Genomic DNA, 25,876 nt, shown 5'->3' with positions numbered 1-25,876 from the left:
CGGCGGATTTCTCGGTCCGCCGTCCCGTTTCCGGCTACCAGCGTCCCTCGACCTGCTCCTTGACGCGCCGGTCGTAGAGGTCACGGACCGCCGCGAGGGTCTCCTCGGTCAGCTCCGGGAGCTTGGCGGCGGCGGCGTTGGCGCGGGCCTGCTCGGGCGAGCGGGCGCCCGGGATGACGGTGGTCACGCCCGGCTGCTGGACGATCCAGCGCAGCGCCAGCTGGGCCGGGGTGTACCCCTCGGGCGCGAGGGCCGCGAACTCGACGGCCGCCTCGACGCCGGTGGCGTAGTCGACGCCGGAGAACGTCTCGCCCTGGTCGAAGGACTCGCCGTGCCGGTTGTAGGCGCGGTGGTCGTTCTCCGGGAAGACGGTGTCCTTGGTGTACTTGCCGGAGAGCAGGCCGGAGGCGAGCGGGACGCGGGCGATGATGCCCACGCCGGCCTCGCGGGCCGCCGGGAGCACCTCGTAGAGGGGCTTCAGACGGAACGGGTTGAGGATGATCTGCACGCTCGCCACGCCCGGCCGGGCGATCGCGGTGAGGGCCTCGGCGCAGGTCTCGACGCTGACGCCGTAGTGGGCGATGCGCTCCTCCTCGACGAGGGTGTCGAGGGCGTCGAAGACCTCGTCGCTGGAGTAGACCGGGGTGGGCGGGCAGTGCAGCTGCACCAGGTCGATGCGGTCGACGCCGAGGTTGCGGCGGGAGCGGTCGTTCCAGGCGCGGAAGTTGTCCAGGACGTAGTTCTCGGGGATCTGGTCGACGCGGCGGCCCATCTTGGTAGCGACCAGCACGTGCAGGTCGGGCCGGCCGCTCAGGAAGGCGGCGATGGTCTGCTCGCTGCGTCCGTCGCCGTAGACGTCGGCGGTGTCGAAGAAGGTCACCCCCGACTCGGCCGCCGCCTCCAGAACGGTCAGGGCCTCCTTGTCGTCGACGTCTCCCCAGTCGGCGCCCAGTTGCCAGGTGCCGAGACCGACGACGGATGCGTGCTGACCAGACCTACCGAATTCGCGCTCGTCCATGACGTCAGTCTGTCATCCGCCGTGACCTGGTGCGGAACGGGCCGCTCCGGGCCGCCACCGGCGAATATTTCACCCGCACGAGTGACGCTGTTCGACACGGCGGCCGTACACGCGGACGGGCCCCTACCGTGAACGCGTGACTGATCGTTCAGTGAGCAACCATCAGCCGGGAGACCCCTCCTGGACCCGTCGTGGCCTCCTGGGCACCGCGGCCGCCGCCCTGCTCGGCGCGCCTGTCCTGGTGGCCGCCGATCCGGCCGTCGCGGCGCAGGAGCTGCCGGACTTCCCTCCGGACGTGCCCCTCTCCCGTACGGCGTACCGCAACTGGGACGGCGAGATCACCGTCACCGGTCTGTGGGCCTGCGCGCCCGGCGACCCCGCCCAGGCGGTGGACGTCGTCAACTGGGCCTGGCGGCACGGCTGGACCGTCCGGCCACGGGGCGCCTCGCACGGCTGGTCGCCGCTGACGGTCCCGGAGGGCCTGGCAGCGGAGTCACCGGTCCTGCTCGTCGACACGGCCGCGCACCTGACCGGCCTGGCCCTGGAATCGGCCGACGCGGTGCGTGCGGGGACGGGGGTCACGCTGGAGGCCCTGCTGACCTACCTCGAAGGGCACGGTCTCGGCGTCACCGCCGCACCGGCCCCCGGCGACCTCACCCTGGGCGGCGCCCTCGCCGTCGACGCCCACGGCACGGCCGTACCGGCACAGGGCGAGCGACGGCTGCCCGGACAGACGTACGGCTCGCTCAGCAACCGCGTGCTCTCCCTCACGGCCGTGGTGTGGGACGCGGACAGCGGGGCCTACGTCCTGCGGACGTACCGCCGCGACGAGGCGGACTGCGCCGCGCTGCTCACGCATCTCGGGCGGTCGCTGGTCACCGAGGTGGTGCTGCGGGTGGGGGCGAACAGCAACCTGCGGTGCGTGAGCCGTACGGACATCGCGGCGACGGAACTGTTCGCCGCGCCCGGCGCCGACGGGCGGAGCCTGGCGGACTTCCTGGCGGCCGAGGGGCGGGTCGAGGCCATCTGGTTCGCGTTCACCGAGTTTCCCTGGCTCAAGGTGTGGTCCGTCGAACCGACCCGGCCGCTCACCTCGCGGCGCGTGACGTCCCCGTACCCGTACCCCTTCTCCGACAACGTGCCGAAGCCGGTGGCGGACCTGGCCGGGCGGATGGTCTCGGACGCCGCCTGGTACCTGGCGCCGGTGTTCGGCAACGCGCAGTTCGACGTGGCCGCGCTCGGGCTCGTGGCGACCCTGTCGGCGGACATCTGGGGGCCGTCCAAGAACACGCTGCTGTACATCAGGCCGACCACCCTGCGGGTGCACGCCAACGGGTACGCGGTCCTGACCGGGCGGGACCAGGTCCAGCGTGTCGTCCACGAGTTCACGTCCTTCTACCGTGAGCGGCTGAGCGCGTACGCCGCTCTGGGGCGCTTCCCCGTCAACGGGTCGGTGGAGATCCGGGTGACCGGACTCGACGATCCGGCGGAGGCCGGACACACCGGCGCCGTGGCGCCCTCGCTCTCCGCGCTGCGGCCCGACCCGGACCACCCCGAGTGGGACACGGCCGTCTGGCTGGACGTGCTGACGCTGCCGGGAACGCCGTACGCCGACGCGTTCTACCGCGAGCTGGAGCGGTTCCTGCTGTCGACGTACGACGGCACGCACGCCCGCACCCGGGTGGAATGGTCGAAGGGCTGGGCGTACACGGACCAGGCCGCGTGGAGTGACGCGGACGTGCTCGGCACGGCGGTGCCGGAGTCCTTCGGCGGCGCGTGGGAGGAGGCGGCGGCCGTGCTGGAACGGCTGGACCCGCACCGGGTGTTCCGCGCACCGCTGCACGGGCGGCTGTTCCCCTAGGGGCGGACGGTCGGGGGCGGACGGCCGGGGCGGTCCGGAACGGTCAGGGGCCGTCCAGGTGGGCCTGCACGGTCGGCCCGTACCGCTCCACGATCCGCTCGATCGGCGCCGCCCTGAGCTCGTTCCCGCGGGCGATGCCGAACATCACGCCGAGGCCGAGCACGGTGGCGACGGCGAGTTCGGCACGGATCCCCGCGTCGGGGCCGGCGAGGCGGGCGGCCAGGCGTTCGGTGACCTGCGCGCGGAAGTTGGCGCGCAGGACGTCGCCGTGGTCGCCGTGCAGGGGCGCGAACGCGATGCGCAGCACGGGGTCGGCGCCGCGCTCGCGCTGGCTCGCCACCACGTGCCGGACCATGTGCGGGCCCAGCTCCGCCAGCGGGGCGTCGAGCAGGGCGTCGGCGTCCTCCTCGAAGGACATCACCCGCGCGAACAGGGCGTCCTTGTTCCCGAAGTACTTCAGGACCAGCGGCGCGCTCACCCCGGCGCGTTCCGCGACGGCCTTGAGGGTGATGTCGGCGTGCGCCTGGCGGGCGAGGAGGTACCGGGCGGCGCGCAGGATCGCCGCCTTGGTCGCCTCGGCGTCACGCCGGACGGGGGCCGGCGGGTCTGTCGGGGCCGGGGCATCGGAGGGAGTGCTCACGGCTCTCATGCTCCCTCCAACGCCCCGTCGCCGACGGAGCGGGTGCGGCCCCGGGCGCGCCGCGTGCCTCCCCGTCCGTCCGGTCCGGCGTCGCCGGGGATGGTGAGCGCCACCGCGCACGCGGCCAGGGCCACCGCGCCCGCGACGCCGAAGGCCAGCAGATAGCCGTGCAGGGTCGGCACCGGGGCACCGCCGACGAGTCCGGTGTGGTGCACGAGGACGGCGGCGACGGCGGCGCTGGAGGTGGCCTGGCCGATCGTGCGCATGAGCACGTTGAAGCCGTTCGCGGAGGCGGTCTGGCCGGGCGGGACGGCGCGCAGGATGAGCGAGGGCAGCGCAGAGTACGCGAGGGTGGTGCCGGTCGCCACGACCGTCGCCCCCACCATGATCATCCACAGGTCACGGCTGTCGACGATGCGCAGGGCGTACCCGCAGGCGATGACGGCGGCGCCGAGGGCGAGGGTGATGCGCGGCCCGCGGGTCTCGGAGATACGGGCGGACAGCGGCGAGAACAGCAGCATGGTGATGCCGCCGGGCAGCAGGCACAGGCCCGTCTGGACGATGGACAGCCCGAGCCCGTAGCCGCTCGCCTCGGGCGCCTGCACCAGCTGGGCGGTCACCAGGGAGTTGGCGTAGAAGGCGAAGCCGGTGAGCAGCGCCGCCACATGGGACAGGCCCACCCTCGGCCGGGACACCAACCGCAGGTCCACCAGGGGCTGTTCGGCGCGCAGCTGATGCCACCACCACAGGCAGAGGACGATCACGGCGGTGAGGAACAGGCCCAGGATCCGAGCGCTCCCCCAGCCCCACTGGCCGCCCTGGGACACGGCGAGGAGCAGGCTGATCAGCCCGGCGGCCAGCCCGAGCGCCCCCGTCACGTCGAACCGGCCGGGCTCGCGCACGGGCGATTCCGGCACCGCCCAGCGGATCAGCGCGACGCCGGTCGCGCCGAGCGCGGCGGTCACCCAGAACATCACGTGCCAGTTGGCGTACTGCACGACCACGGCCGCCGCCGGCAGCCCCAGCGCGGCGCCGATACCCACGGTCGAGCTCATCAGCGCCACGGCGGATCCCCGGCGCTCCGGCGGCAGTTCGTCGCGCAGGATGCTGATGGACAGCGGGACGACGGAGGACGCGGCGCCCTGGAGGGTGCGGGCCGCGATGAGCACCCCGATGTCGGAGGTCAGGGCGCAGATCACCGAACCGGCGGCCATCAGGGCGAACGAGACGAGCAGCACCCGCCGCTTGCCGTACATGTCCCCGGCACGGCCGAGGACGGGGGTGAGGACCGCGCCGGACAGCAGCGAGGCGGTCACCATCCAGGAAACGGCGCCCGGCGAGGCGCCGGTCAGCCGGGGCAGGTCGGGCAGCAGCGGGACGACGACGGTCTGCATGACCGCCATGAGGATGCCGCAGTACGCCAGGACCGGGATGGTGAGCCGGGCCCGCAGTGCGGCGGCTCCCCCGGCCGGGGCGGGTATCGGAGCGGGCGACGCCATGGGCACTCCAGCGGCCTCTGAGGACATGAAAAGGGTGAATGGCAATTCACCGTATCAGTGAATTGCCATTCACCCCATCGCCCGGGCGGGCCGCCGAGACCGCTTTCCGGCTACTTCCGCGAGGTCAGCGCCCTGGCGTGCGCGCCGCGCGCCAGCTTCGGCCCCAGCCAGCGCTTGAACCGGCGCAGGGCCTCCAGTTGCCCGGCGGCCCGGTCGAGCCGGTAGTACAGCTGAGGCGGGACGTAGGGCAGGAGCGGTGAGTGCCGCTGGCCGAGCAGGGCGAACATCTGCTCCGCGGGCAGGTGGATGTAGCGGGTGAGGTTCTCGTACCACTGGGCGCTGTAACGGGCGGCGCTCTGCGGCGACAGCAGGGCGGACATGCGTTCCTGCTGGTAGCGGGCGAGGGCCCTCGGCAGGTCGGCATGCTCGCGCAGGGCGTCGGCGAGGGCGATGGCGTCCTCCAGGGCGAGGGTGGTGCCGGCGCCGATCGAGTAGTGGGTGGTGTGGGCGGCGTCACCGAGCAGGACCAGGTTGCCTCGGTACCAGCTGCGGTTGGTGAGGGTGCGGAAGGTCAGCCACTGGGTGCTGCCGTCCGCGGCGGCACGGCCGATCAGGGGCCGGCCGTCGAGGATGTGCGCGAAGAGTTTCTCGAGGCGGGCCAGTCCGTCGCCCTCGCTCGCCCGGTCGAGCCCGAGTCCGGCCAGGGTCTCGGGGGCGCACTCGATGACGCAGGTGCTCTGCTCGGAACTGAAGGGGTAGCCGTAGCACCAGATCCAGCCGTGCTCGGTCTCCACGAACGCGAAGGTGAAGGAGTCGAACACCTTGGTGGTGCCGAGCCAGATGTAGGAGTTGCGCCCCGGGGTGAGTTCGGCGCCGAAGTCGTCGGCGTGGTGGGTGCGCAGGGCGCTGTGCACGCCGTCGCCGGCCACGACGAGATCGGCGTCCGGCAGGTTCTCGGCGGTGATGTCGCTCTCGTACTCCAGCCGTACGCCGAGGGCGCGGGCACGGGCGGCGAGGATCTCCAGCAGCTTGTGCCGGCCGATGCCGTGCCCTTCGTCGCCCGGCTGGCGGGTGGCCAGGTCCCCTACGTGGGCGACGCCCTCGTTCCAGCGGACGGACTCCGCCTCGATCGCGTGGGCCGACTCGGGGTCACAGACGCGGAGCCGGTCGAGGAGCCCCTGCCAGTAGGTGACACCCCAGCCGTAGGTCGAGCCCTCCGGGTTGCGCTCGTGGACGGTGACGTCGTGGGACGGATCCTGGCGCTTGAGCAGGATCGAGAGATACAGGCCGGCGGGCCCGCCGCCGACACAGGCGACCTTCACGCGCACTCCCGGGAGTTACCAGACGTGGTTGATTGACGACGCAGGGTAGCAGGACGCCACACCCGCACCAGGACGCCCCACCTGTCCGATCACGCCACTTTCCCCACGTGGGCCACGCCACCCCGGGCACCCCGTCACGCGAAAGATCACCGGAAGCGGTGCGTTCACGGAAAGGAATTGCCCCTTCCGGCCCGCCTGGTCCCTCGCCGACAACAAGATCATCTTCGTTCAAGATTGCACGACATGTAATTGATTGTCCGGATCACAGCCAACCACTCTCGGGCGGTTTCTCCCTTTCTCCACCGGGTCGATAGGCATACGGGGTCGTCAACCGAACGCACCCCAGGAGGTCCCGCATGCCGGAACTCAGCCGTCGTCGCGCACTCACCGCGGCGGCCGTCGTCGCCGGTGCCCCGCTGGTCGCCGTCCCCGCCGCCCGCGCGGCCGACCACGACTCCCACTCCCCCGCCTCCCCCGACTCGTTCGACGAGGTCTACAAGGGCCGCCGGATACAGGGCCGGCCCACCGGCGGAGGCGGTCATCACCACGGCGGCGGCTACGGCGTGTACGTCGACGGGGTCGAACTGCACGTGATGCGCAACGCCGACGGCACCTGGATCAGCGTGGTGAGCCACTACGACCCGGTGCCCACCCCACGGGCCGCCGCCCGCGCCGCGGTCGACGAGCTCCAGGGCGCGCGACTCGTCCCGTTCCCCACCGGCTGACCGGCCGACCGCCCCCCATCCGCGCACCCTTGGAGCACCGCACATGACCGTCCGCAAGAACCAGGCGTCCCTGACCTCCGACGAGAAGCGCCGCTTCGTCGCCGCCGTCCTCGAACTCAAGCGCAGCGGCCGCTACGACGCCTTCGTCACCACGCACAACGGCTTCATCCTCGGCGACACCGACAACGGCGAGCGCACCGGCCACCGTTCCCCCTCCTTCCTGCCGTGGCACCGCAGATTCCTGCTGGAGTTCGAGCGGGCGCTCCAGTCGGTGGACGCCTCGGTGGCGCTGCCGTACTGGGACTGGTCCACCGACCGCTCCCCGCGTTCCTCGTTGTGGGCGCCGGACTTCCTCGGCGGCAGCGGACGCAGCCGGGACGGCCAGGTGATGGACGGGCCGTTCGCCGCCTCCGCGGGCAACTGGGCCGTCAACGTCCGCGTGGACGGCCGCACCTACCTGCGACGCTCGCTGGGAACGGGCGTCCGTGAACTGCCGACCCGCGCCGAGGTCGACTCGGTGCTGTCGATGGCGACGTACGACATGGCGCCCTGGAACAGCGGCTCCGACGGCTTCCGCAACCATCTGGAGGGCTGGCGCGGGGTCAATCTGCACAACCGGGTCCATGTGTGGGTCGGCGGACAGATGGCGACCGGCGTCTCCCCCAACGACCCGGTGTTCTGGCTGCACCACGCCTACATCGACAAGCTGTGGGCCCGCTGGCAGCGCCGGCACCCCGGGTCCGCGTACCTCCCGGGCGGCGGCACGCCGGACGTCGTCGACCTCCACGAGACGATGAAGCCCTGGAACGACACCACCCCGGCCGACCTTCTCGATCACACCGCGCACTACACCTTCGACACCGACTGATCGCCGCCCACCCGGTTTGCCCCGCGGGCCACGGGTACCCGCGCCGGACACTCAGCGACGAGACGAACCACCAGCACGAAGGAGGAGACGATCGTGTCGCAGGTCGAGGAATCCATCGAGGTCGGCGTGCCCGTGCACACGGCCTACGACCAGTGGACGCAGTTCGAGACGTTCCCCGCGTTCATGAGCGGCGTGGACCGCGTCGAGCAGCGCACCGACACGCTCACCCACTGGGTGACCAGCGTGAACGGCGTGCACCGGGAGTTCGACGCGGAGATCACCGAGCAGATCCCGGACGAGCGGGTCGCCTGGACCACGGTCTCGGGCGAGGCCCGGCAGGCCGGCGTGGTGACCTTCCACCGGCTCGACGACAGCCACACCAAGGTGATGCTCCAGATGGAGTTCCAGCCGGAGGGCGTCGCCGAGACCGTCGGCGACAAGCTGGGCTTCGTGAAGCGGCAGACCAAGGGTGACCTGGAGCGCTTCAAGGAGTTCATCGAGGAGCGCGGTCTGGAGACCGGAGGCTGGCGCGGCGTGGTGGTGTGACCCGCCCGTCGCTCAGCCCGCGTCGGCGTCCGCCGTACGGCACTCCGGGTGCCCCCAGCCCTGCGCGTTCTTGGCGATGTCCTCGCCCGCCGCGTACGGGCGGCCGCACACACAGCGGCCGGGGAACTTGGCCTTGATCGTGCGCGACGCCGAACCACCGCTCCGTCGGGGGGACTTGCCCCCGGCGGAGCGGCCGCTTTTCGCGGACTTCGCCTTCGGGGTGTCCGGCGAGGGCGGCGGTTCCGGAGAACCCTGGTCACTGCCGGCCGGCTGCTGGACGATGGCCGCCTGGCTGGCGGCGCGGTCGGCGAAGTCGTTCAGCGGGTCGCCGTCGACCTGGTGGGCGGGCACATAGCGGAAGTCGACCGAGCGGCCGTCGAGCAGTTCGTCGATGCGGACGACGAGCTCCTGGTTGGCCACCGGCTTCCCGGCGGACGTCTTCCAGCCGTTGCGCTTCCAGCCCGGCAGCCAGGTGGTGACGGCCTTCATGGCGTACTGCGAGTCCATCCGGACCTCGAGCGGCACCGTCGGGTCTGTCGAGGCCAGCAGGCGTTCCAGCGCGGTGAGTTCGGCGATGTTGTTGGTCGCCCTGCCCAGCGGTCCCGCCTCCCAGCGGGTCGGCGTCTGCGCGTCCTCCGCGACCACCCACGCCCAGGCCGCCGGTCCCGGATTCCCCTTCGAAGCCCCGTCGCACGCGGCCACCAGTCGTTCACGCATGCGCCCGATCATGCCACGGCCGCGGAGACGCCCGGCCGGGCGGTCAGGAGACGTCCGTCGACCGCGGCATGTCGCCCGCCGTGGTGGTGACGTCGATCACGGAGAAGCTCGCGCCCTGCGGGTCGCTGATCGCCGCGAACCGTCCGAACGGGGTGTCCATCGGGCCGAAGCGCAGGACGCCACCGAGCCTGGTGGCCCTCGCGACCGCGTCGTCGCAGTTGTCGACCGTGAAGTACACGTTGACGTACGACGGCACCTCGGGCGGGAACTCCTCCGTCATCTTCATCCGGCCGAGAACCGTGTCGCCGTCGATCTCGAACATCCGGAAGTTCACCGCGTCGTCCTGGAGCTGCTTCGCCGTGTAGGGGAACACCGCCGGGAGGAACGCGTCCGTCTTCTCGGCATCGCGGGTGAAGAACTCCGCCCAGCAGTAGGCGCCGGGCTGCTCGGGCGGCGCCTCGAAGCCCTCGTGGACACCCGCCTGCCAGATGCCGAACACGGCGCCGCCGGGCTCGCGGGCCAGGCACATGGTGCCGAAGTCGCCGACCCGCATCGGCTCCATCAGCACCTCGCCGCCGTGCTCGCGGATCCTGCCCGCGGTCACCGCGGCGTCCGGGGAGGCGAGGTACAGGCACCACTGCGACTGGCCCTCCTGGCCGGGCATCGGCGGGACGACGGCGGCGACCGCCTTGCCGTCCACGTAGGCCTGTGTGTAGTTGCCGTACTCCGACGACGCATCGCCGAAGGTCCAGCCGAGGACCTCCCCGTAGAAGGTCTTCGCGCCCTCCACGTCGCTGAACATCGCGTCGGCCCAACAAGGGATTCCCTCTGGTCGTACGACCATGACCGCAGCCTTCCGTGAGACGGGTTGTCCGGTTTCCTCACGCTAGCCATCCGGCCGTCCGCCCGCGCGCCGAACACACCGGTAACCCCGAGTGACCCGCGAGCGCCCCGGCGCGCGGGAGCACCCGCAGGAAGCGGTGGCACACACAGGCCGTTTTCCGCCCCATCCGACAGGTTTGCACCTTCCGGGGCACGAAGCCGCCCCCTTCACGCCGTACCCACCCGTCACTCAGGGTGTTTGGCTGGTGCCCGCGGCTCAGCCGGAGTGAATCACTCCGGATGTTCCGCCCGTCTCCGTGCACCTCCTGGAGGGAATGTGTCCACACCGGACAGCGCCACCGGTCCCGCCCTAGACGAACCCGCCCCCGAGCCCGCTGCCGCCGCGCAGCTCACCAGCCTCAGCACCCAGGCGGCCCGTCAGCTCGCCACGACCCACAAGTCCGAACCGCAGATGCAGGCCATCAGCTCGCGCTGGCTGCTGCGGATGCTGCCCTGGGTGGACGTCAGGGGCGGCGCCTACCGTGTCAACCGGCGCCTCCAGCTGCGCGTCGGCCGGGGCCGGGTGCAGTTCGAGCACAACGGCGGGAACGACGTACGGGTCATCCCGGAGACCCTCACCGAGCTGCCCGTGCTGCGCGGCTACTCCGACAACGGAACCCTCGCCGAGCTCTCCTCCCGCTTCCAGGCCCGTGAGGTCCGGGCCGGGCAGGTCGTCGTCGAGGCCGGACAGCCGGTCACCGAGGCCTATCTCGTGGTGCACGGCCGGTTCACCCGCTTCACCGCCGGCAAGTACGGCGGCGAGGAGATCGTCGGGGTGGTCTCCGGCGGCGACCAGCTCGGCGACGAGGCCGTCGGGCAGGACGACCCGCTGTGGCTGACCTCGGTCCGCGCCGACACCGCGGGAGTGCTGCTGGCGCTGCCCTGGGACAGCCTGCGGGAGTTCGTGGGGCGTGTGCCGTCCCTCGCCACCCATCTGTCCGCCTACGCCGCCCGGCAACGGATGCCGATGAACCGCCGGGGCGAGGCCGACCTGCCGATCCAGGCCGGACACAGCGGGGAACCGACGCTGTCGGCGGGCTTCGTCGACTACGAACTCTCGCCCCGCGAATACGAGTTGTCACTGACCCAGACCGTGCTGAAGGTGCACACCCGGGTCGCCGACCTCTACAACAACCCGATGAACCAGACCGAACAGCAACTGCGCCTGACGGTCGAGGAGATCCGCGAACGGCAGGAGTGGGAGCTGGTCAACAACCGGGAGTTCGGGCTGCTGCACAACGCCGACTACTCCCAGCGCGTCAGCACCTTCACCGGGCCGCCGACCCCGGACGACATGGACGAGCTGCTGTCGATGCGGCGCAAGACCAAGCTGTTCCTCGCCCATCCCAAGGCGATCGCCGCCTTCTTCCGGCAGTGCAACCGGCGCGGTCTCATGCCCGGCACGGCCGTCGTCGAGGGGCACGAGATCCCGGCCTGGCGCGGGGTGCCGATCTTCCCCTGCAACAAGATCCCGATCAGCCCGCAGCACACCAGCAGCATCATCGCGCTGCGCACCGGCGAGGCCGACCAGGGTGTCGTCGGCCTCTACCAGACGGGCATCCCGGAGGAGTTCCAACCCGGCCTCAACGTGCGGTTCATGGGGATCGACGCCAACTCGATCATCCGCTATCTCGTGACCGCCTACTACTCGATGGCCGTCCTCGTGCCGGACGCCGCCGGTGTCCTGGAGAACGTCCAGGTCGGCCGGACGGCCGAGTGACGGCGGGGAGTTCGCGATGAGCACGCCCACGAGCACCGGGAGTGCGCTGCCCGGACCGCCGAACCTCGCCCGCGGCATGCGGGCCCGGCGCGGCGGGGCGGTCCCCGGTCTGCGGTACCGGAAGGTGGAGCCCGCCGACCCGGAGAAGGCCGCGGAGATCGACCGCAGGGTGGAGGCGTGGGCCCGCGGCCTGGACCTGTTCCCGACCGCCTGGAACGGGGACTTCGCGGGCTTCCAGTTCGGCCGCGCCGTGGTGCTCCAGCATCCGCGCGCGCTCGACCTGGAGCGCCTCACGGTGGCCGGCAAGCTGCTGCTGGCCGAGAACATCGTCGACAACTGTTACTGCGAGGAGGACGAGGACAAGGGCGGCTCGCGCAGCGGACTGGGCGGCCGGCTGGTCATCGCCCAGTCCGCGCTCGACCCCTACCACGGCCCGCCCGACCTCCAGGAGGAGTGGGCACGCGGGGTGCAGGCCGACGGCCCGCTGCGCTCGTACCACTGGGCGCTGAAGGACTACGCCGCCGTCGCCACGCCCAGCCAGAGCGACCGGTTCGTGCACGACATCGCGCGCCTGCACCTGGGCTACCTCGGCGAGGCCGCCTGGGGAGAGACGCGGTACGTGCCGCGGATCTGGGAGTACCTGGCGATGCGGCAGTTCAACAACTTCCGGCCGTGCCTGTCGATCGTCGACGCGGTGGACGGCTACGAACTGCCCGAGCAGCTGTACGCCCGCCCGGAGATCCAGCGGGTCACCGCGCTGGCCTGCAACGCCACCACGATCGTCAACGACCTGTACTCCTTCACCAAGGAGCTGGCGGCCGACCCCACCCATCTCAATCTGCCGCAGGTCGTCGCCGCCAACGACCGGCGCGGGCTGAAGGCCGCCTATCTGAGGTCGGTCGAGATCCACAACCAGGTCATGGCGGCGTTCGAGGAGGAGTCGGCCGTGCTCGCCGCCACCTCACCGCTTCTCGAGCGCTATCTCCAGGGGCTGTCGGACTGGGTGGCCGGCAACCACGAATGGCACGTGACCAACACCCACCGCTATCACCTGCCCGACTACTGGTGACCGCCGCCTTCCCGACCCACCGTCATGTCCCGCACCACGAGGAGCAACCGTTGACCACAGCCCCCGACGCCGGCACCACGACCGCCTCGGTGCCCACCCAGTCCACGTACCAGAACCGCGTCGCGGACTACTGGAACGCCGAGGAGAACCCGGTCAACCTCGAACTCGGCAGAATCGACGATCTCTACCACCACCACTACGGCGTCGGCGAGGCGGACTGGGCCGTGCTCGACGAACCCGACGCGGACCTGCGCCGCAAGCGGGTCACCGCCGAGCTGCACCGGCTGGAGCACGCACAGGCCGAACTGCTGGCCGCCCGCCTCGGCCGGCTCACTCCCGCAGACCGCGTCTTCGACGCCGGCTGCGGTCGCGGCGGCGGCAGCGTCACGGCCCATCTGCGCTACGGCTGCCACGCGGACGGCGTCACCATCTCCGCCAAACAGGCCGCGTTCGCGAACGAGCAGGCCCGCAGGCGGGGCATCGACGACCGGGTGCGCTACCACCACCGCAACATGCTCGACACCGGCCTGGAGACCGGCGCCTACGCGGCGTCGTGGAACAACGAGTCGACGATGTACGTCGAGCTGGACCTGCTGTTCGCCGAGCACGCGCGGCTGTTGCGCCGCGGCGGACGCTACGTCGTCATCACGGGCTGCTACAACGACGCCTACGGCCGGGCCTCGCGCGAGGTGTCGCTCATCAACGCCCACTACATCTGCGACATCCACCCGCGCTCGGCGTACTTCCGGGCGCTGGCCCGCAACCGGCTGGTGCCGGTCCATGTGGAGGACCTCACCGAGTCCGCCATGCCCTACTGGGAGCTGCGCAGTCAGGCGGACCATCTGGTCACCGGCATCGAGGAGACGTTCCTGACCGCCTATCGCAACGGCAGCTTCCAGTACCTGATGATCGTGGCCGACCGGATCTGAATTCCGTTGGACAGCGTCGAGGCCGCTCCTCTGCAATGGGCGCATGTGCGCGATGCGAATGCATACGGACGAGGTCGACCTCGACGCCCCGCTGGTGAGCCGGCTCGTCGCCACCCGGTTCCCGCGGTGGGCCGGGCTGCCCGTGCGGCGGCTGGCCTCCTCCGGGACGGAGAACGCGATGTTCCGGCTCGGCACGGACAAGGTGGTGCGGCTGCCCCGCCATCCCCGCGCCGTCGAGAGCGTGGCGCACGAGCAGCGCTGGCTGACCCGGCTGGGGCCGAGGCTGCCCGTCGCCGCGCCCGTGCCGCTGGAACTGGGCGAGCCGGGTGAGGGATTCGCCTGGCCCTGGTCGGTGTACCGCTGGCTGGACGGCGGCAATCCGGTCGCCGGCGCCGTCGAGAAGCCCCGGGCGCTGGCCAGGGACCTGGGCGGCTTCGTCACCGCCCTGCGCGCGATCGAGACGCAGGACGGGCCGCCGAACCACCGGGGCGTCCCGCTCGCGGAACGGGACGCCCCCACCCGCGACGCCCTCGCCCGGCTCGAGGGGCGCGTCGACACCGTCGCCGTCACCGCGCTGTGGGAGGAGGCGCTGCGGGCGCCGGGGCGCACCGGGCCGCCCGCCTGGGCCCACGCGGACCTGATGCCCGGGAACATACTGGTCCGGGACGGGCGGCTGTCCGCGGTGATCGACTTCGGCTGCGTCGGGGTGGGCGACCCGGCCGTGGACCTGATCGTCGCCTGGAACCTGCTGCCCGCCTCGGCCCGCGGGACGTTCCGGGAGGCGGTGGGCGCGGACGACGCCGAGTGGGCGCGCGGCCGGGGCTGGGCCCTGTCGATCGCGCTGATCGCGCTGCCCTACTACTGGGAGACCAATCCGCCGGTGGCGGAGAACTCCCGGCATGTGATCAGGGAGGTCCTGGCCGAGGCCGGGACCGCCGAGGCCCGCACCGAGACCGGTCCCTACTCGCCGTCGTAGGCCTTGTTCAGGGCGGCGATGTCGAGCTTGCCCATGGCGTACATGGCCTTGGTGGTGCGGGTGGCCTTCTCGGGGTCGGGGTCGCTGATCATCTCGATCAGCCCGTCGGGGATGACCTGCCAGGACAGGCCGTACTTGTCCTTGAGCCAGCCGCAGGGGCCGGGCTCGCCGCCGTCCGCGGTGAGCCTGGTCCAGTAGTAGTCGACCTCCTCCTGGTCCGCGCAGTAGATCTGGAAGGAGACCGCCTCGCTGAACTTGAACTGCGGGCCGCCGTTGATACCGACGAACTTCTGTCCGTTGGCCGTGAACTCCACCGCCAGTACGGAACCCGCCGGGCCCGGGCCGGCCTCGTTGTAACGGCCGATGTCGCCGATGGCGGCGTTCTTGAAGATCGAGACGTAGTGGTGCGCGGCTTCCTCCGCCTGGCCGTCGAACCAGAGACACGTGGTGAATCCGTCGGTGGTCATGAGTACCTCCTGGGCATGGAACGCGGTCATCAGTGTCGACTGCCGCCCACGCCGTAACTCATCGGCCGGGCCGTGGCTGAATCCGGATGGCCGATCCGCACGAGGGGCCGGGCCGGGCCGCGCAGGGAGGGACGAGGGTGCTCTGCCGGTGGCGAATCTGCCACGGGCAGAGAAACCGGGTACCGGCGTCCCGCGGGGCCAAGAGTGGAGTCGACGGCAGTCACGCCACGACGAGGAGAACCGATGACTCCACTCAGCACGCTCGCTCCCCGCGCCGAGGAGGGCGACACCGCGCCCTCCCGCTTCGACGACCAACTCGCCGCCCAACTGCTCGGCCGGCGGATCGTGTTGCTCGGCACCCAGGTCGACGAGGTCTCCGCGAACCGGATCTGCGCACAGCTGCTGATCCTGTCGGCGGAGGACCCGCGCACCGACATCGGCCTGTACATCAACAGCCCGGGCGGATCGGTGCACGCGGGACTCGCCATCTACGACACGATGCGGCTGATCCCCAACGACGTCTCGACGCTCGCCATGGGCTTCGCCGCCAGCATGGGCCAGTTCCTGCTCAGCGTCGGCGCGCCCGGCAAGCGGTACGCGCTGCCGAACGCGCGGGTCATGATGCACCAGCCGTCGGCGGGGATCGGCGGGACCACGGCGGACATCGAGATCCAGGCGGAGAACCTGGAGCACACCAAGCGGACCATCGAGCGGATCACCGCCGAGCACACCGGGCAGTCCGCGGAGACCATCTCGCGCGACGGCGACCGTGACCGCTGGTTCACGGCCGAGGAGGCCAGGGAGTACGGCATCGTGGACCGGGTCGTGGAGTCCCTCGCGGACATCCGCCCGGCCGCGCAGAAGCGACGGGTGGGGATGTGACATGGGGACCTACACGATTCCGAACGTGGTCGAGCGGACGCCGCAGGGCGAGCGGTCCTACGACGTGTTCAGCCGGCTGCTGTCCGAGCGGATCATCTTCATCGGCACCGAGATCGACGACGGCGTCGCCAACGTCGTCATCGCGCAGCTCCTGCACCTGGAGTCGGCGTCACCGGACAGCGAGATCTCGATCTATCTCAACTCTCCCGGTGGCTCGTTCACCTCGCTGATGGCGATCTACGACACGATGACGTTCGTCCAGGCGCCGATCTCGACCCTGTGCGTCGGGCAGGCCGCGTCCACGGCGGCCGTGCTGCTGGCGGGCGGGGACCCCGGCCGGCGGCTCGTCCTGGAGCACGCGCGCGTGCTGCTCGGGCAACCGGCCAGCGGCGGCCGCCAGGGCACCGTCTCGGACCTCGCGCTCCAGGCCAAGGAGATGGTCCGCATCCGCGGCCAGGTGGAGGAGGTGCTGGCCCGCCACACCCGCCACGACATCGCGGCCCTGCGCGCGGACATGGACCGCGACAAGGTGTTCACCGCACAGGAGGCGGTGGCGTACGGCCTGGCCGACGAGGTGTTGAGCCGGCGTCCCGTGGCGGTGTGAGACGCCGGCCCGCGCGGCTCGTCAGGCGGCCAGGCAGAGACCGTCGTACGACGACGAGGTGACCGTGCGGCCGCGGACGGGGTGGCGGCCGCCGAGCCGGACGAGATCTCCCTGGGCCCGCGCCAGCAGGTCGCCCAGGCTCAGGCCGAGGGCGTGGGCGGCCGCGGCGAGGACCTCCGAGGAGGCCTCCTTGCGGCCGCGCTCCACCTCCGAGAGATAGGGCATGGAGATGCGCGCCGAGTCGGCGACGTCCTTGAGTGTGCGTTCCTGGGCCTGGCGTTCACGGCGCAGGACGTCCCCGACCAGGTCGCGCCACAAGGGCTCGCGCGGCACGGGCCGGGGGACGGTCGCGGGGGCGTGGGGAGAGGCGGTGGAGGCGGTGGAGGCGGTGCCCGGGCGCTCGGCAGGCGGGCGCAGCCGGATCACGCGGGCTCGGTTCGGCGCTTCGTTGCTCACCTCCCCAGCCTAGGAATGCGGGCCGTCCGCGGAAGGCCCGGGCGTTGCGCCCTCGGTGGAATCGGACGAAACGCCCTCGGTGGAACGGGCCGGAACGCCCCCGTGGCACGATGGTGCGCAGCGCGGAGCATGGGTCCTCCCGAACGGGGTAGTCGCCCTCAGAGTGGGTCCGCGCGTCGGTGCTCGCTCACGGTACGAGTACAGCGGACATCGAACCGTGACCATGCTGGGAGAGGCGATGGAGACCGCAGTGATCCGGTCAGAGGCCAAGGCCACCGAGGACACCACCGCGACCGTCGGCACGTTCGGCGGGCCGCTCCCCGGCATCGAGGCACCCCGGAGCATCGCTCCGCGGGACGCGCGGGAGCTGTCCCGTCAGTTCTTCCAGCGGTTGTCCGTCCTCGACGAGGGCACGCACGAGTACCAGTACGCGCGCAACACCCTCATCGAGATGAACATGTCCCTGGTGCGGTTCGCGGCCGGCCGGTTCCGCGGCCGCGGGGACGACATGGAGGACATCGTCCAGACCGGGATGATCGGCCTGATCAAGGCCATCGACCGGTTCGAGATCTCGCGTGAGGTGGAGTTCACCTCGTTCGCGCTGCCGTACATCGTCGGTGAGATCAAGCGTTTCTTCCGGGACACCACGTGGGCCGTGCACGTCCCGCGGCGGCTCCAGGAGCTGCGCGTCGAGCTGGCCAAGGCCCGCGACGAGCTCTCCAGCCGCCTGGACCGGGACCCGACCGTGCCCGAGCTGGCCACGCTGATGAACCTGGAGGAGAGCCAGGTGGTCGAGGCGCAGATCGCCGCCAACGGCTACAACTCCTCCTCCCTCGACGCGGCGCTCACCGGTGACGGCCCCGAGCACGGCGAGTCGGTCCTCGCGGACTTCATCGGCGTGGAGGAGGAGAGGCTGGGGCTCGTCGAGGACTTCCACTCCCTCGCCCCGCTGATGGCCGAGCTGAGCGAGCGCGACCGCCGGATCCTCCACATGCGGTTCGTGGAGGAGGCCACCCAGGCGGAGATCGGCGAGCGCCTCGGCTGTTCCCAGATGCATGTGTCCCGCCTGATCAAGCGGATCATCACGCGACTGCGCCACGGGATGCTGGACGAGCTGGGCTGCGCCTGAGCAGCCTGCCCGCGGGGCCCGCGCCCCGCGGGCCCAGGGACCGTCGTCGTGGATCCCCCGCCATGATCCGGACGAGGGAGCTCAGGTCCCGAAGGCGAGCACGGCCCGGACCCGCTTGCCCACCGGCACCCGCTCGGCGGTGACCTCCGCCGCCACCGCGTGCACGATCTCCAGACCGTGCCGGCCGATGCGCTCGGGGTCCTTCGGGAAACGCAGGGGCAGGGCGTCGCTGCTGTCGTAGACGCAGACCGTCACCGAGGACTCCGTACCCTCCAGCTCCAGGATGTAGGGCCCGTTGCTGTGCCGGTCGGCGTTGGTGACGAGTTCGCTGACGACCAGCAGCACCTCACCGCTCGCCCGGTCGCCGACCGTGGCGCACCATTCCGTCCTGAGCTGGTCGACGAAGTGCGCGGCGAAGGCGCGGGCCTCGGCTATGCAGCCGGGCTCACCGGTGTAGTGCGCCGCTCGCCGCAGCGGTTCCACGGGTACGTCGAAACCAGTAGGTATCACTGCCCCGTCCAGGTGCTCGATCATGCGTTTCTCTCTCGAAGGCCGGAAATGGCCGGACGCCGCTGGGTGTGCATCTGTCCTCGTACCCCGTGCCGCGCCGTGCAGTCCAGGTCAGTTTTCCTCCGGTTCGCGCCACGGCCACAGGGGGCCTCACACGACGGGTGGGTCGGCCGGCGCCCCGGGAGCCGGAGAGCTGACGTCGGAGGATACCGCCGAGGTCGCGAGCGACTGACCGGGGCTCTCGCCCGACGACGGGGCACGCGCGGACGAGGAGGAGCTCGCGGGCTCGCTCGTGGGTTCGGACGGTGAGCTCGGCCGCGACTCGGAGCCCGGCGAGTCGGGCACCAGGTGCCGGGCGGACCGGGACGCGGAGGACGGGGGCGCGCTCTTGTCCGACTCCGGGTTCGAGGACGGTGGCTCGGGCTCTTCCGACGGGGGCCGCGACGAGGGCGCCTCCGAGGACGGGGACGACGTGGACGGCTCCGAGGACGAGGGCGGTGGGCAGCCCGGCGGCCGGTCGGCGGGCGGCGAGAGGCACGGCGGGGACGTTCTCGGGCCGTCGCTCGCCGGTGCGCTCGGCGTGCCGACCGTGATGGACGGCGTGAGCCTCGCCGGCGGCCGGGCCGGCCGGTCCTGGTGCGGCTTGTCGCCCGGCTGACGGGCGAACCAGTGGTGGGCGTGTTCGGGGTCGTAGAGCACGAACTCGTCGATCACGGTCACGGACGGCTTGACCACGACGGTGGTCGCGGGACTGTACGCGGGCCACGGGTCGCCGGTCCGCTTGAACCCGGCCCGCTGGGCGAGCGGCGGGGTCAACGGGTTGCCGCAGGCGCAGCGCACCCTCGGCACGCCGCGCCGGTCGACCAGGACGGCCGTACCCGCCTGGAGGACGGCCTGGTAGGTAGTGGCGGCGCCGTCGCGGTACCCGTGATTGGTGACGCGGGTGTCCAGGCGCAGCTGTACGGGGGTGAGGGAACGCAGGTGGGCCGGGACCCCGGCGGGGGCGACGCCGGCGACGGAGGCGAAGGCGCTGTTCTTGGCGGGATCCGCCCGGAGCGCCTTGATCTGCGCCTCCACATCACAGCTGGAGACGTTGCGGGTGCCGCCGTAGAGTCCCTGGTCGCCGCCGTCGACACCGGGGACGGTGTCCGTGGGCGGGGAGGAGCCCGAGGGGGCGACGGAGGCGGGCGGGAAGGAACTGTCGGTGGCGGGGGGCACCGTGTAGGGTTCCGGGCCCGTCTTGCCGGCCGGCTGCATGAAGACCTCGCCGGCCTGGGCGGAGCCGCCGCCGGATCCCGAGCCGCCTCCGTTGACGAGGGCGAGCACCAGGGCGAGCGCCGTCACGGCCACGACCGCCGTGGTGATGAGCGCGATCCGGGGCGCGGACCTCCACCGGCTCCGGGGCGGTTCCCCGTCGCCGCCCTCCGGAGGGCCGGCGTCGGACGGCTGGGAGGGCGGACCCGACGGCGGACCCGAGGGTGGCTGGGAGGGCGGACCCGAGGAGGGCTGGGAGGGCGGACCCGACGGCGGACCCGACGGCGGACCCGACAACGGGCCGGAGGGCGGTCCCGTGGGGTGGCCGGAAGAGGGCGGTTCGACGCTCACGAGCACTCCCGACGTGGGTTTCCCGCGGCGCTGCGACAAAGGGCCCCGAGAGGACCCGACGGGGAACGAATGGGGCGAATTGTCGAATACGCGCCGCTTTATTCCACAACGCACCATTGTGTGCGCCGGTCGGACGCGGCTCGCAAGCGGGGCGCGGACGACCCTCTCGACAGGCGCTCCCTCCCGGCGCTGCTTAGCGTGGCAGGGTGAGCGCGCCCACCCCGCACGACCAGGCAGTCTCCCGCCACGGCTGGGTGCGGGCGATCGTGGTGGCACTGGCCGGGCTGCTCGCCATGGGCGTGGTGGCCGCGCTGGGGCTGTGGGCGGCCGGAGCCACGGACCTGCCGCAGGGCGCCTTCCCGCGGGTGGTCGCGGCGACCGTGGTGACGGGTGTGGGCGGCACGGTCGAGCTCTCCGGGAACGCCGGCGGGCTCGCCGACACTCGGGCCGGTCTGACGGTGATTCCGCTGTCCGTCACCCTCGTCGGGGCGCTCGTGGTGGGCGCCGGATTCCTGCGGCCGCTGCGGCACCGGGCGGTGGCCGGCGCCGCGGAACTGGCCGGGTGGGCGGCCCGGATCGCCGTGGTGTGGCTGCTCGGCCTCCTCGCCCTCGCCCTGGCCGCACGGCAGACCTTCACGATCCCCCTCGGCGACGACACGCTGAGCGACCTCGGCGAACTGTTCGACATCAGCCCCGAGGCAGGCTTCACGACGGACGTCCCGCCGACCCTCGTCGTGGGGCTGGTGTGGCTGGCGGGTGTGCTGGTGCTGTCCCTGCTGGTCTCGCCCGGGGCGCCGTTGCCGCCCCGGCTGCTGCGCCTGCACGGGTCGGTGCGGCCGGCCGCGTACGCGATGGTGATGCTGCTGCTGTGCTGCGTCGTGCTGGGCGTCGTCGTCGCGCTCGTCGTCGCGGCGACCCGCGGGCACGTCGCCGAGACCTTCGCCGTGGTCCTGCTCGGCCTGCCCAACCTGGTGTGGCTGGCGTTCACCATCGGGCTGGGCGCCACCTGGAACGGCCGGGTCGCGGGTCCGTTCGGGCTGCCGATGCCGCGGGTGCTGGACGAGGTGCTGCGCGGCCCGGACGACGCCCGGCTCAACCTCGCCACCCTCGCCGAACACGACGGCCGCGTGTGGTGGCTCCTCGCCGCGGACGCCGTCCTGCTGCTGGTGGCCGCGTTCGTGATGGCGGCCCACTCCCCCGCCGGGACGCGCGCCTGGCGGCACGCCGTGCACATGGCGGTGGCGCTGGTGCTCACGGTGCTGATGATCTGTCTGGTCGGCCGGATCTCGGCGCACTACGGCCTGTCCGTGCTGGGCATCGGGGACCTGGGCGGGGACCTTTCCGGGGAGCTGTACCTGCGCCCCGAGGTGTGGTCGGCGCTGGGCCTCGCAGCGTTGTGGGGGCTGGTCACCGGCTTCCTGGGCGGCCTGCTGGCGGGAGCGGCCCGCGGCCGGGGCGGGAATCGACCCCCCTGACGGGCAGCGGTGGCCGCCCTCGCGTCGCCCGGAGTCCTCCGGCCACCGGAACCCTTCACCCGGGGCCGGCCGGGGAGTGGAAGACCGGCCGTGCCCAGCGTGGAGGTTGCGGCGCCGAGACCGGGGTGCCGGCCAGTTCCGTCGGCGGGTGACCCGACCTGAGGCCGCCGCCCGGCGTCGGCCGCAGCCCGGCGACGAAGGCACCGCAGGTGGGATGGCGGGCCTCGGGACTCTTGGCGAGGGCCCGGGCGAACACCGCGTCCATGAACGGGGGGAGCCCGGGGCGGGCCTCGGTCAGCGGGGGCGGATCGGCGTTCTGGTGTGCCCAGAGCAGGGCCACGTCGTCGTCGCGGAGGAAGGGCGGCCGGCCCGCGAGGCACTCGTAGACCACGGAGGCGAGGCCGTAGACATCGCAGCGGCCGTCGACGGGTTGCCCGGAGATCTGCTCGGGGGCGACGTAGTCGAGCGTGCCGACGAACTGGCCGACGGAGGTGAACCCGGTCAGCGAGAGCGACTTCTTCGTCAGGCCGAAGTCGGTGAGGTAGACGTGCTCGGGGTGGTCGCTGTCGGTGCCGCGGGCGACGAGGATGTTGCCGGGTTTGACGTCCCGGTGGACCAGGCCGTGCTCATGGGCGGCGTCCAGCGCGGAGGCGACCTGCGCGGCGATGCGGACGGCGGTGGCCGGGGGCAACGGACCCTCGCGGTCCAGCAGGTGGCGCAGATCGCTCCCGTCGACGTACCGCATGGCGATGTACAGGACCCCGTCGGTCTCGTCCGCCTCGAAGACGGGCACGATGTGCGGGTGGTCGATGGCCGCCGCCACCCGCGACTCATGGGTGAAGCGCTTGCGGAACACGTCGTTGCGGGCCAGCTCCGGGGCGAGCAGTTTGAGCGCGACGGTCCGGTCGAGCCGCAGGTCGTGGGCGCGGTAGACGACGGCCATGCCGCCGCGTCCGATCTCGCCCTCGATGCGGTAGCCCGCGATCCTCCGGCCGACCAGTTCGGAGGGCCGGCCGGAGAAGGGTGTCGTTCCGTGGGCCATCAGGGTTCCCGGTCGGGGTGCACGATCCGGGTGGCGGTGTGGTCCTGGTCCTGCGCCGCGTCCGGCGCCCGGTCGGTCGCGTAGGTGCTGAGGCGGGTGCCGTCGCCGTACAGCCAGCGCTCTCGCGCCGGGTCGTAGAGCCACACGTCCTCGCCGTCGACGACCACCCCGATCCGCAGTCCGTGGGTGCGGCGCCGGAAGGCCTCGCCGTCGAGGCCCGCGGCGGCCAGTTCCTCCACCGCCGCCCGGTACCGGGCGAGGGCCTGTTCGGCGCGGCCGAGGAGCGGGCGCGGGTCGGCGGCGGTCGCCAGGGGGTCGTCGGAGCGCGGCGGGTCCTGGGGGACGGCGATCAGATAGCGGCCGTCGACCCAGGCCGACCAGCCGTTGGAGCACAGCACCCGCCCCCAGTCGCCGCGCCGCTCCATGAGCCGGACGGGCAGCAGCGGGTCGAGGGGCACGGTGGGGCGGGCCGGGTCGGGGGCCTCCCAGGCCGGCATGCCGTGCTGGGGGACCACGTGGGTGGGCCGGAATCCGGGAGTCGTCATGGGCCGCCCCTACTTCCGCATCACGGCGGGCTCGTGCCGGCGCAGCAGCCGGGAGACGACGAATCCGCAGGCCACCGAGAGCACGACGAGCATGCCCACGTCGAGCAGCCACACCGCCGCCGAGTGCTCGAACAGCGGATCGGCGGTGATGTCCCCGGGCACGATCCTGGCCAGACCGACGGTGCCGGCCATCGCGCCGAGCGCCCAGCGGGCGGGCACCAGCCACGACAGCTGCTCCAGCCCGGGCACGCCGTCCAGCGTCAGCAGCGCCCCGCAGAAGACCACCTGGACGATGGCGAGCAGCACCAGCAGCGGCATCGTCACCTCCTCCTTGTGGACCATCGCGGAGATCAGCAGGCCGAGCATCATCGCCGTGAAGGCCAGCAGGGCCACGGCGACGGTGATCTCGATCAGGGGCGGCATCAACACACCCTCGCCGCCGGGAGCGTTGAGGTCGACGCCGAGCAGCGCGACGAGGGTCAGCACCACCGCCTGTACGACGGTCACCGCGCCGAGGACGACGACCTTGGACATCAGGTACGCCGATCTGGACAGGCCGACGGCCCGTTCGCGCTGGTAGATCACGCGTTCCTTGACGAGTTCGCGCACGGCGTTGGCCGCGCCGGTCAGGACGCCGCCGACGCACAGGATGAGCAGCACGTTCATCGCGTGCTCCCGGTCGAGCTCGCCGCCGGACAGGGCGCGGGCCATGGCGCCCATGACGAACGGCAGCGCGATCATGATCGCCAGGAAGGTGCGGTCGGCGGCGAGCGCGGCGGCGTAGCGGCGGACCAGGGTGCCGAGCTGGGCGGCCCGGCTGCGGGGCCGGGGCGGCGGCAGCATGACCACCGGGCCGGAGCGGGGCAGCCGGGGCTGCTCGCTGTCGTTGACGACGTACTGGCGCCGGAACGGCGAGTCACGGTACTCCCCGGCCCAGTCCCGGTCCTGGTCGCGTTCGAAGGCCTCGAAGGCCTCCGGCCAGTGTGCGAAGCCGAAGAAGGCGAGCGCGTCCTCGGGCGGACCGTAGTAGGCGACCCGGCCGCCCGGCGCGAGCACCAGCAGCCGGTCGCAGACGTCGAGGCTGAGGACGCTGTGCGTGACGACGATGACGGTACGGCCGTCGTCGGCGAGGCCGCGCAGCATGTGCATCACCGAGCGGTCCATGCCCGGGTCGAGACCCGAGGTCGGCTCGTCAAGGAAGAGCAGCGAGGGCTTGGTCAGCAGCTCCAGAGCCACACTGACCCGCTTGCGCTGGCCGCCGGAGAGGCTGTGCACGGGCTGGCTCGCGCGCTGCTCGAGTCCCAGCTCGCGGATGACCTCCTCGACCCGCTCACGGCGCTCGGCCTTGGCGGTGTCCTGCGGAAAGCGCAGTTCGGCGGCGTAGACGAGGGCGCTGCGCACGGTCAGCTGGGCGTGCAGGATGTCGTCCTGCGGGACCAGTCCGATGCGCTGACGCAGCTCGGCGTAGTCGCGGTAGAGGTCGCGGCCGTCGTAGACGACCGTGCCGTGACCGGCGGGCCGCTGGCCGGTGAGGGCCCCGAGCAGCGTGGACTTGCCGGCGCCGCTCGGGCCGACGACCGCGAGCAGGCACTTCTCCCCCACCGGGAAGGACACGTGGTCGAGGAGGACCTTGCGACCGCGGTCGACGGCGACCGTCAGGTCCTGTACGTCGAGGGAGACCTCGCCGGTGTCGACGTACTCCTGGAGCTGACCGCCGACGAGGCAGAAGTCCGAGTGGCCGATGCCGACGATGTCGCCGGCGTCGAGCGGGGCCTGGGTGACGGGCAGCCCGTTGAGGTAGGTCCCGTTGTGGCTGCCGAGGTCGACGATCTCGTGGCCGCCGTCGGGCAGCGCGCGCAGTTCCGCGTGCCTGCGCGAGACGACCAGGTCGTCGACGACGAGGTCGTTGTCGGCGGCGCGGCCGATACGGATGGTCCGCGACGGTATCGGCCGGACGCTGGTGGGCTCGCGGAAGGTGCCGGTCACGCCGGGCATGGAGACCGCGGAGGGGCGTTCCGCCGGGGGTGGGGGCCGTCCCGACAGCACGAGACACGGGCCGTCGTCCGGGCTGCCGACACGGATCACGCTGCCGGGGCCTACGCCCCACTCGTGGACGCGCCGCCCTTCGGTGTAGGTGCCGTTGGTACTCTGCTCGTCGGCGAGGGTCCAGTGGTCGCCGTCGGGCCGCAGCACCGCGTGGTGCCAGGAGACGCGGGTGTCGTCGATGACGATGTCGCTCAGCGGGTCCCGTCCGATGCGGTAGTAGTGGCCCGGGATCAGCACGCTGGAACCCGTCTCGGTCTCCAGCACGAGTTCGGGCGCGGTCGAGGAGACCGGTCGCTCCACCATGCCCGAATTCTATCGATTCGCACCTCTGCGTGCCCAACGG

At 72.0% G+C, this 25,876-nt stretch carries 24 protein-coding genes and 1 pseudogene; 12 read left to right on the top strand and 13 right to left on the bottom strand.

Translation table 11 applies throughout. The features are described from left to right. Window positions 1-34: 34 nt before the first annotated feature. Window positions 35-1,018 (bottom strand): aldo/keto reductase, encoded by a 984-nt coding sequence (locus OG440_RS34665; RefSeq protein WP_406010702.1) that lies wholly within the window; start codon window positions 1,016-1,018, stop codon window positions 35-37. Window positions 1,019-1,154: 136 nt separating this feature from the next. On the opposite strand from OG440_RS34665, the gene OG440_RS34660 reads away from it, so the two are divergent. Then, entirely contained in the window at window positions 1,155-2,879 is a 1,725-nt protein-coding gene (locus OG440_RS34660) for a cholesterol oxidase substrate-binding domain-containing protein (protein ID WP_406010701.1), read from the top strand. Window positions 2,880-2,922: 43 nt separating this feature from the next. On the opposite strand, the gene OG440_RS34655 is transcribed toward OG440_RS34660, so the two are convergent. From OG440_RS34655 to OG440_RS34645, 3 genes are all read right to left on the bottom strand, one after another. Beyond that, on the bottom strand, window positions 2,923-3,528 hold the full coding sequence (locus tag OG440_RS34655) for a TetR family transcriptional regulator (protein WP_406010700.1): 606 nt from the start codon (window positions 3,526-3,528) through the stop codon (window positions 2,923-2,925). Next, window positions 3,525-5,018, bottom strand: coding sequence for an MFS transporter (locus OG440_RS34650; protein ID WP_406010699.1), 1,494 nt, complete (start codon window positions 5,016-5,018; stop codon window positions 3,525-3,527). Before OG440_RS34650 ends, OG440_RS34655 begins: the two co-directional genes overlap by 4 nt. A 110-nt stretch (window positions 5,019-5,128) precedes the next feature. Further along, entirely contained in the window at window positions 5,129-6,340 is a 1,212-nt protein-coding gene (locus OG440_RS34645; protein WP_406010698.1) for an FAD-dependent monooxygenase, read from the bottom strand. Window positions 6,341-6,696: 356 nt separating this feature from the next. On the opposite strand from OG440_RS34645, the gene OG440_RS34640 reads away from it, so the two are divergent. The 3 genes from OG440_RS34640 to OG440_RS34630 all read left to right on the top strand — a co-directional run bounded on the left by OG440_RS34640 (window position 6,697) and on the right by OG440_RS34630 (window position 8,479). Next, on the top strand, window positions 6,697-7,065 hold the full coding sequence (locus OG440_RS34640; protein WP_406010697.1) for a tyrosinase cofactor: 369 nt from the start codon (window positions 6,697-6,699) through the stop codon (window positions 7,063-7,065). 43 nt (window positions 7,066-7,108) lie between these two features. Next, a complete protein-coding gene (locus tag OG440_RS34635; RefSeq protein ID WP_406010696.1) occupies window positions 7,109-7,933 on the top strand; it encodes a tyrosinase family protein in 825 nt (274 codons plus the stop codon). A gap of 93 nt (window positions 7,934-8,026) precedes the next feature. Next, entirely contained in the window at window positions 8,027-8,479 is a 453-nt protein-coding gene (locus OG440_RS34630; RefSeq protein WP_406010695.1) for an SRPBCC family protein, read from the top strand. Window positions 8,480-8,491: 12 nt separating this feature from the next. Here OG440_RS34630 and OG440_RS34625 read toward each other — a convergent pair whose 3' ends face one another. Together OG440_RS34625 and OG440_RS34620 are read right to left on the bottom strand one after the other, a co-directional pair. Beyond that, window positions 8,492-9,208 (bottom strand): ribonuclease H, encoded by a 717-nt coding sequence (locus OG440_RS34625; protein ID WP_406010694.1) that lies wholly within the window; start codon window positions 9,206-9,208, stop codon window positions 8,492-8,494. Window positions 9,209-9,239: 31 nt separating this feature from the next. Next, window positions 9,240-9,998 (bottom strand): VOC family protein, encoded by a 759-nt coding sequence (locus tag OG440_RS34620; RefSeq protein WP_406010693.1) that lies wholly within the window; start codon window positions 9,996-9,998, stop codon window positions 9,240-9,242. A 357-nt stretch (window positions 9,999-10,355) separates the two neighbouring features. Here OG440_RS34620 and OG440_RS34615 point away from each other — a divergent pair, with 357 nt between their 5' ends. Genes OG440_RS34615 through OG440_RS34600 form a run of 4 tightly spaced genes read left to right on the top strand, consistent with a single transcriptional unit; the run spans window position 10,356 to window position 14,772 of the window. Beyond that, a complete protein-coding gene (locus tag OG440_RS34615; RefSeq protein ID WP_406010692.1) occupies window positions 10,356-11,798 on the top strand; it encodes a family 2B encapsulin nanocompartment shell protein in 1,443 nt (480 codons plus the stop codon). A 16-nt stretch (window positions 11,799-11,814) separates the two neighbouring features. Next, window positions 11,815-12,867 (top strand): family 2 encapsulin nanocompartment cargo protein terpene cyclase, encoded by a 1,053-nt coding sequence (locus OG440_RS34610; RefSeq protein WP_406010691.1) that lies wholly within the window; start codon window positions 11,815-11,817, stop codon window positions 12,865-12,867. A gap of 50 nt (window positions 12,868-12,917) precedes the next feature. Beyond that, entirely contained in the window at window positions 12,918-13,796 is an 879-nt protein-coding gene (locus OG440_RS34605) for a geranyl diphosphate 2-C-methyltransferase (RefSeq protein WP_406010690.1), read from the top strand. A 43-nt stretch (window positions 13,797-13,839) separates the two neighbouring features. After that, the gene (locus tag OG440_RS34600) at window positions 13,840-14,772 is read left to right on the top strand and encodes an aminoglycoside phosphotransferase family protein (RefSeq protein WP_406010689.1); all 933 of its coding nucleotides are present in this window, start codon (window positions 13,840-13,842) and stop codon (window positions 14,770-14,772) included. Here the strand turns inward: OG440_RS34600 and OG440_RS34595 are convergent. Next, window positions 14,757-15,239 carry a VOC family protein gene (locus OG440_RS34595; RefSeq protein WP_406010688.1) on the bottom strand — a complete coding sequence of 161 codons (483 nt, stop codon included), beginning with the start codon at window positions 15,237-15,239 and terminating at the stop codon, window positions 14,757-14,759. The genes OG440_RS34600 and OG440_RS34595 overlap by 16 nt on opposite strands. A 243-nt stretch (window positions 15,240-15,482) precedes the next feature. Between OG440_RS34595 and OG440_RS34590 the strand changes: the two genes are divergently transcribed. Together OG440_RS34590 and OG440_RS34585 are read left to right on the top strand one after the other, a co-directional pair. Beyond that, window positions 15,483-16,121 carry an ATP-dependent Clp protease proteolytic subunit gene (locus tag OG440_RS34590; RefSeq protein WP_406010687.1) on the top strand — a complete coding sequence of 213 codons (639 nt, stop codon included), beginning with the start codon at window positions 15,483-15,485 and terminating at the stop codon, window positions 16,119-16,121. A 1-nt stretch (window position 16,122) separates the two neighbouring features. Next, window positions 16,123-16,725 (top strand): ClpP family protease, encoded by a 603-nt coding sequence (locus OG440_RS34585; RefSeq protein ID WP_406010686.1) that lies wholly within the window; start codon window positions 16,123-16,125, stop codon window positions 16,723-16,725. 21 nt (window positions 16,726-16,746) lie between these two features. Here the strand turns inward: OG440_RS34585 and OG440_RS34580 are convergent, their stop codons facing one another. Then, a complete protein-coding gene (locus OG440_RS34580; RefSeq protein WP_406010685.1) occupies window positions 16,747-17,181 on the bottom strand; it encodes a helix-turn-helix domain-containing protein in 435 nt (144 codons plus the stop codon). 238 nt (window positions 17,182-17,419) lie between these two features. Between OG440_RS34580 and OG440_RS34575 the strand changes: the two genes are divergently transcribed. After that, window positions 17,420-18,310 carry a SigB/SigF/SigG family RNA polymerase sigma factor gene (locus OG440_RS34575; protein ID WP_406011540.1) on the top strand — a complete coding sequence of 297 codons (891 nt, stop codon included), beginning with the start codon at window positions 17,420-17,422 and terminating at the stop codon, window positions 18,308-18,310. 81 nt (window positions 18,311-18,391) lie between these two features. Here the strand turns inward: OG440_RS34575 and OG440_RS34570 are convergent, their stop codons facing one another. Then, window positions 18,392-18,844, bottom strand: a complete 453-nt coding sequence (locus tag OG440_RS34570; RefSeq protein ID WP_406010684.1) for an ATP-binding protein — start codon at window positions 18,842-18,844, stop codon at window positions 18,392-18,394. Window positions 18,845-19,183: 339 nt separating this feature from the next. Further along, a pseudogene (locus tag OG440_RS34565) lies at window positions 19,184-20,425 on the bottom strand (DUF6777 domain-containing protein); the annotation flags it as partial. A 206-nt stretch (window positions 20,426-20,631) separates the two neighbouring features. Here OG440_RS34565 and OG440_RS34560 point away from each other — a divergent pair. Further along, a complete protein-coding gene (locus OG440_RS34560; RefSeq protein ID WP_406010683.1) occupies window positions 20,632-21,900 on the top strand; it encodes a streptophobe family protein in 1,269 nt (422 codons plus the stop codon). A 55-nt stretch (window positions 21,901-21,955) separates the two neighbouring features. Here the strand turns inward: OG440_RS34560 and OG440_RS34555 are convergent, their stop codons facing one another. Genes OG440_RS34555 through OG440_RS34545 form a run of 3 tightly spaced genes read right to left on the bottom strand, consistent with a single transcriptional unit; the run spans window position 21,956 to window position 25,836 of the window. Next, complete coding sequence (locus tag OG440_RS34555) at window positions 21,956-22,942, bottom strand: serine/threonine-protein kinase (protein ID WP_406010682.1); 987 nt, start codon at window positions 22,940-22,942, stop codon at window positions 21,956-21,958. Further along, window positions 22,942-23,487 carry a hypothetical protein gene (locus OG440_RS34550; RefSeq protein WP_406010681.1) on the bottom strand — a complete coding sequence of 182 codons (546 nt, stop codon included), beginning with the start codon at window positions 23,485-23,487 and terminating at the stop codon, window positions 22,942-22,944. The genes OG440_RS34555 and OG440_RS34550 overlap by 1 nt, the downstream gene beginning before the upstream one ends. A 9-nt stretch (window positions 23,488-23,496) precedes the next feature. Then, window positions 23,497-25,836: an FHA domain-containing protein gene (locus OG440_RS34545; protein WP_406010680.1), complete on the bottom strand. Its 2,340-nt coding sequence runs from the start codon at window positions 25,834-25,836 to the stop codon at window positions 23,497-23,499. Window positions 25,837-25,876 lie beyond the last annotated feature (40 nt).

Origin of the sequence: Streptomyces sp. NBC_00637, from assembly GCF_045161545.1 — a bacterium.
In the GTDB taxonomy this organism is placed as follows: domain Bacteria; phylum Actinomycetota; class Actinomycetes; order Streptomycetales; family Streptomycetaceae; genus Streptomyces.
Note: the sequence above shows the minus strand (reverse complement) of the source record. Positions and strands in the feature narration are given on the sequence as shown.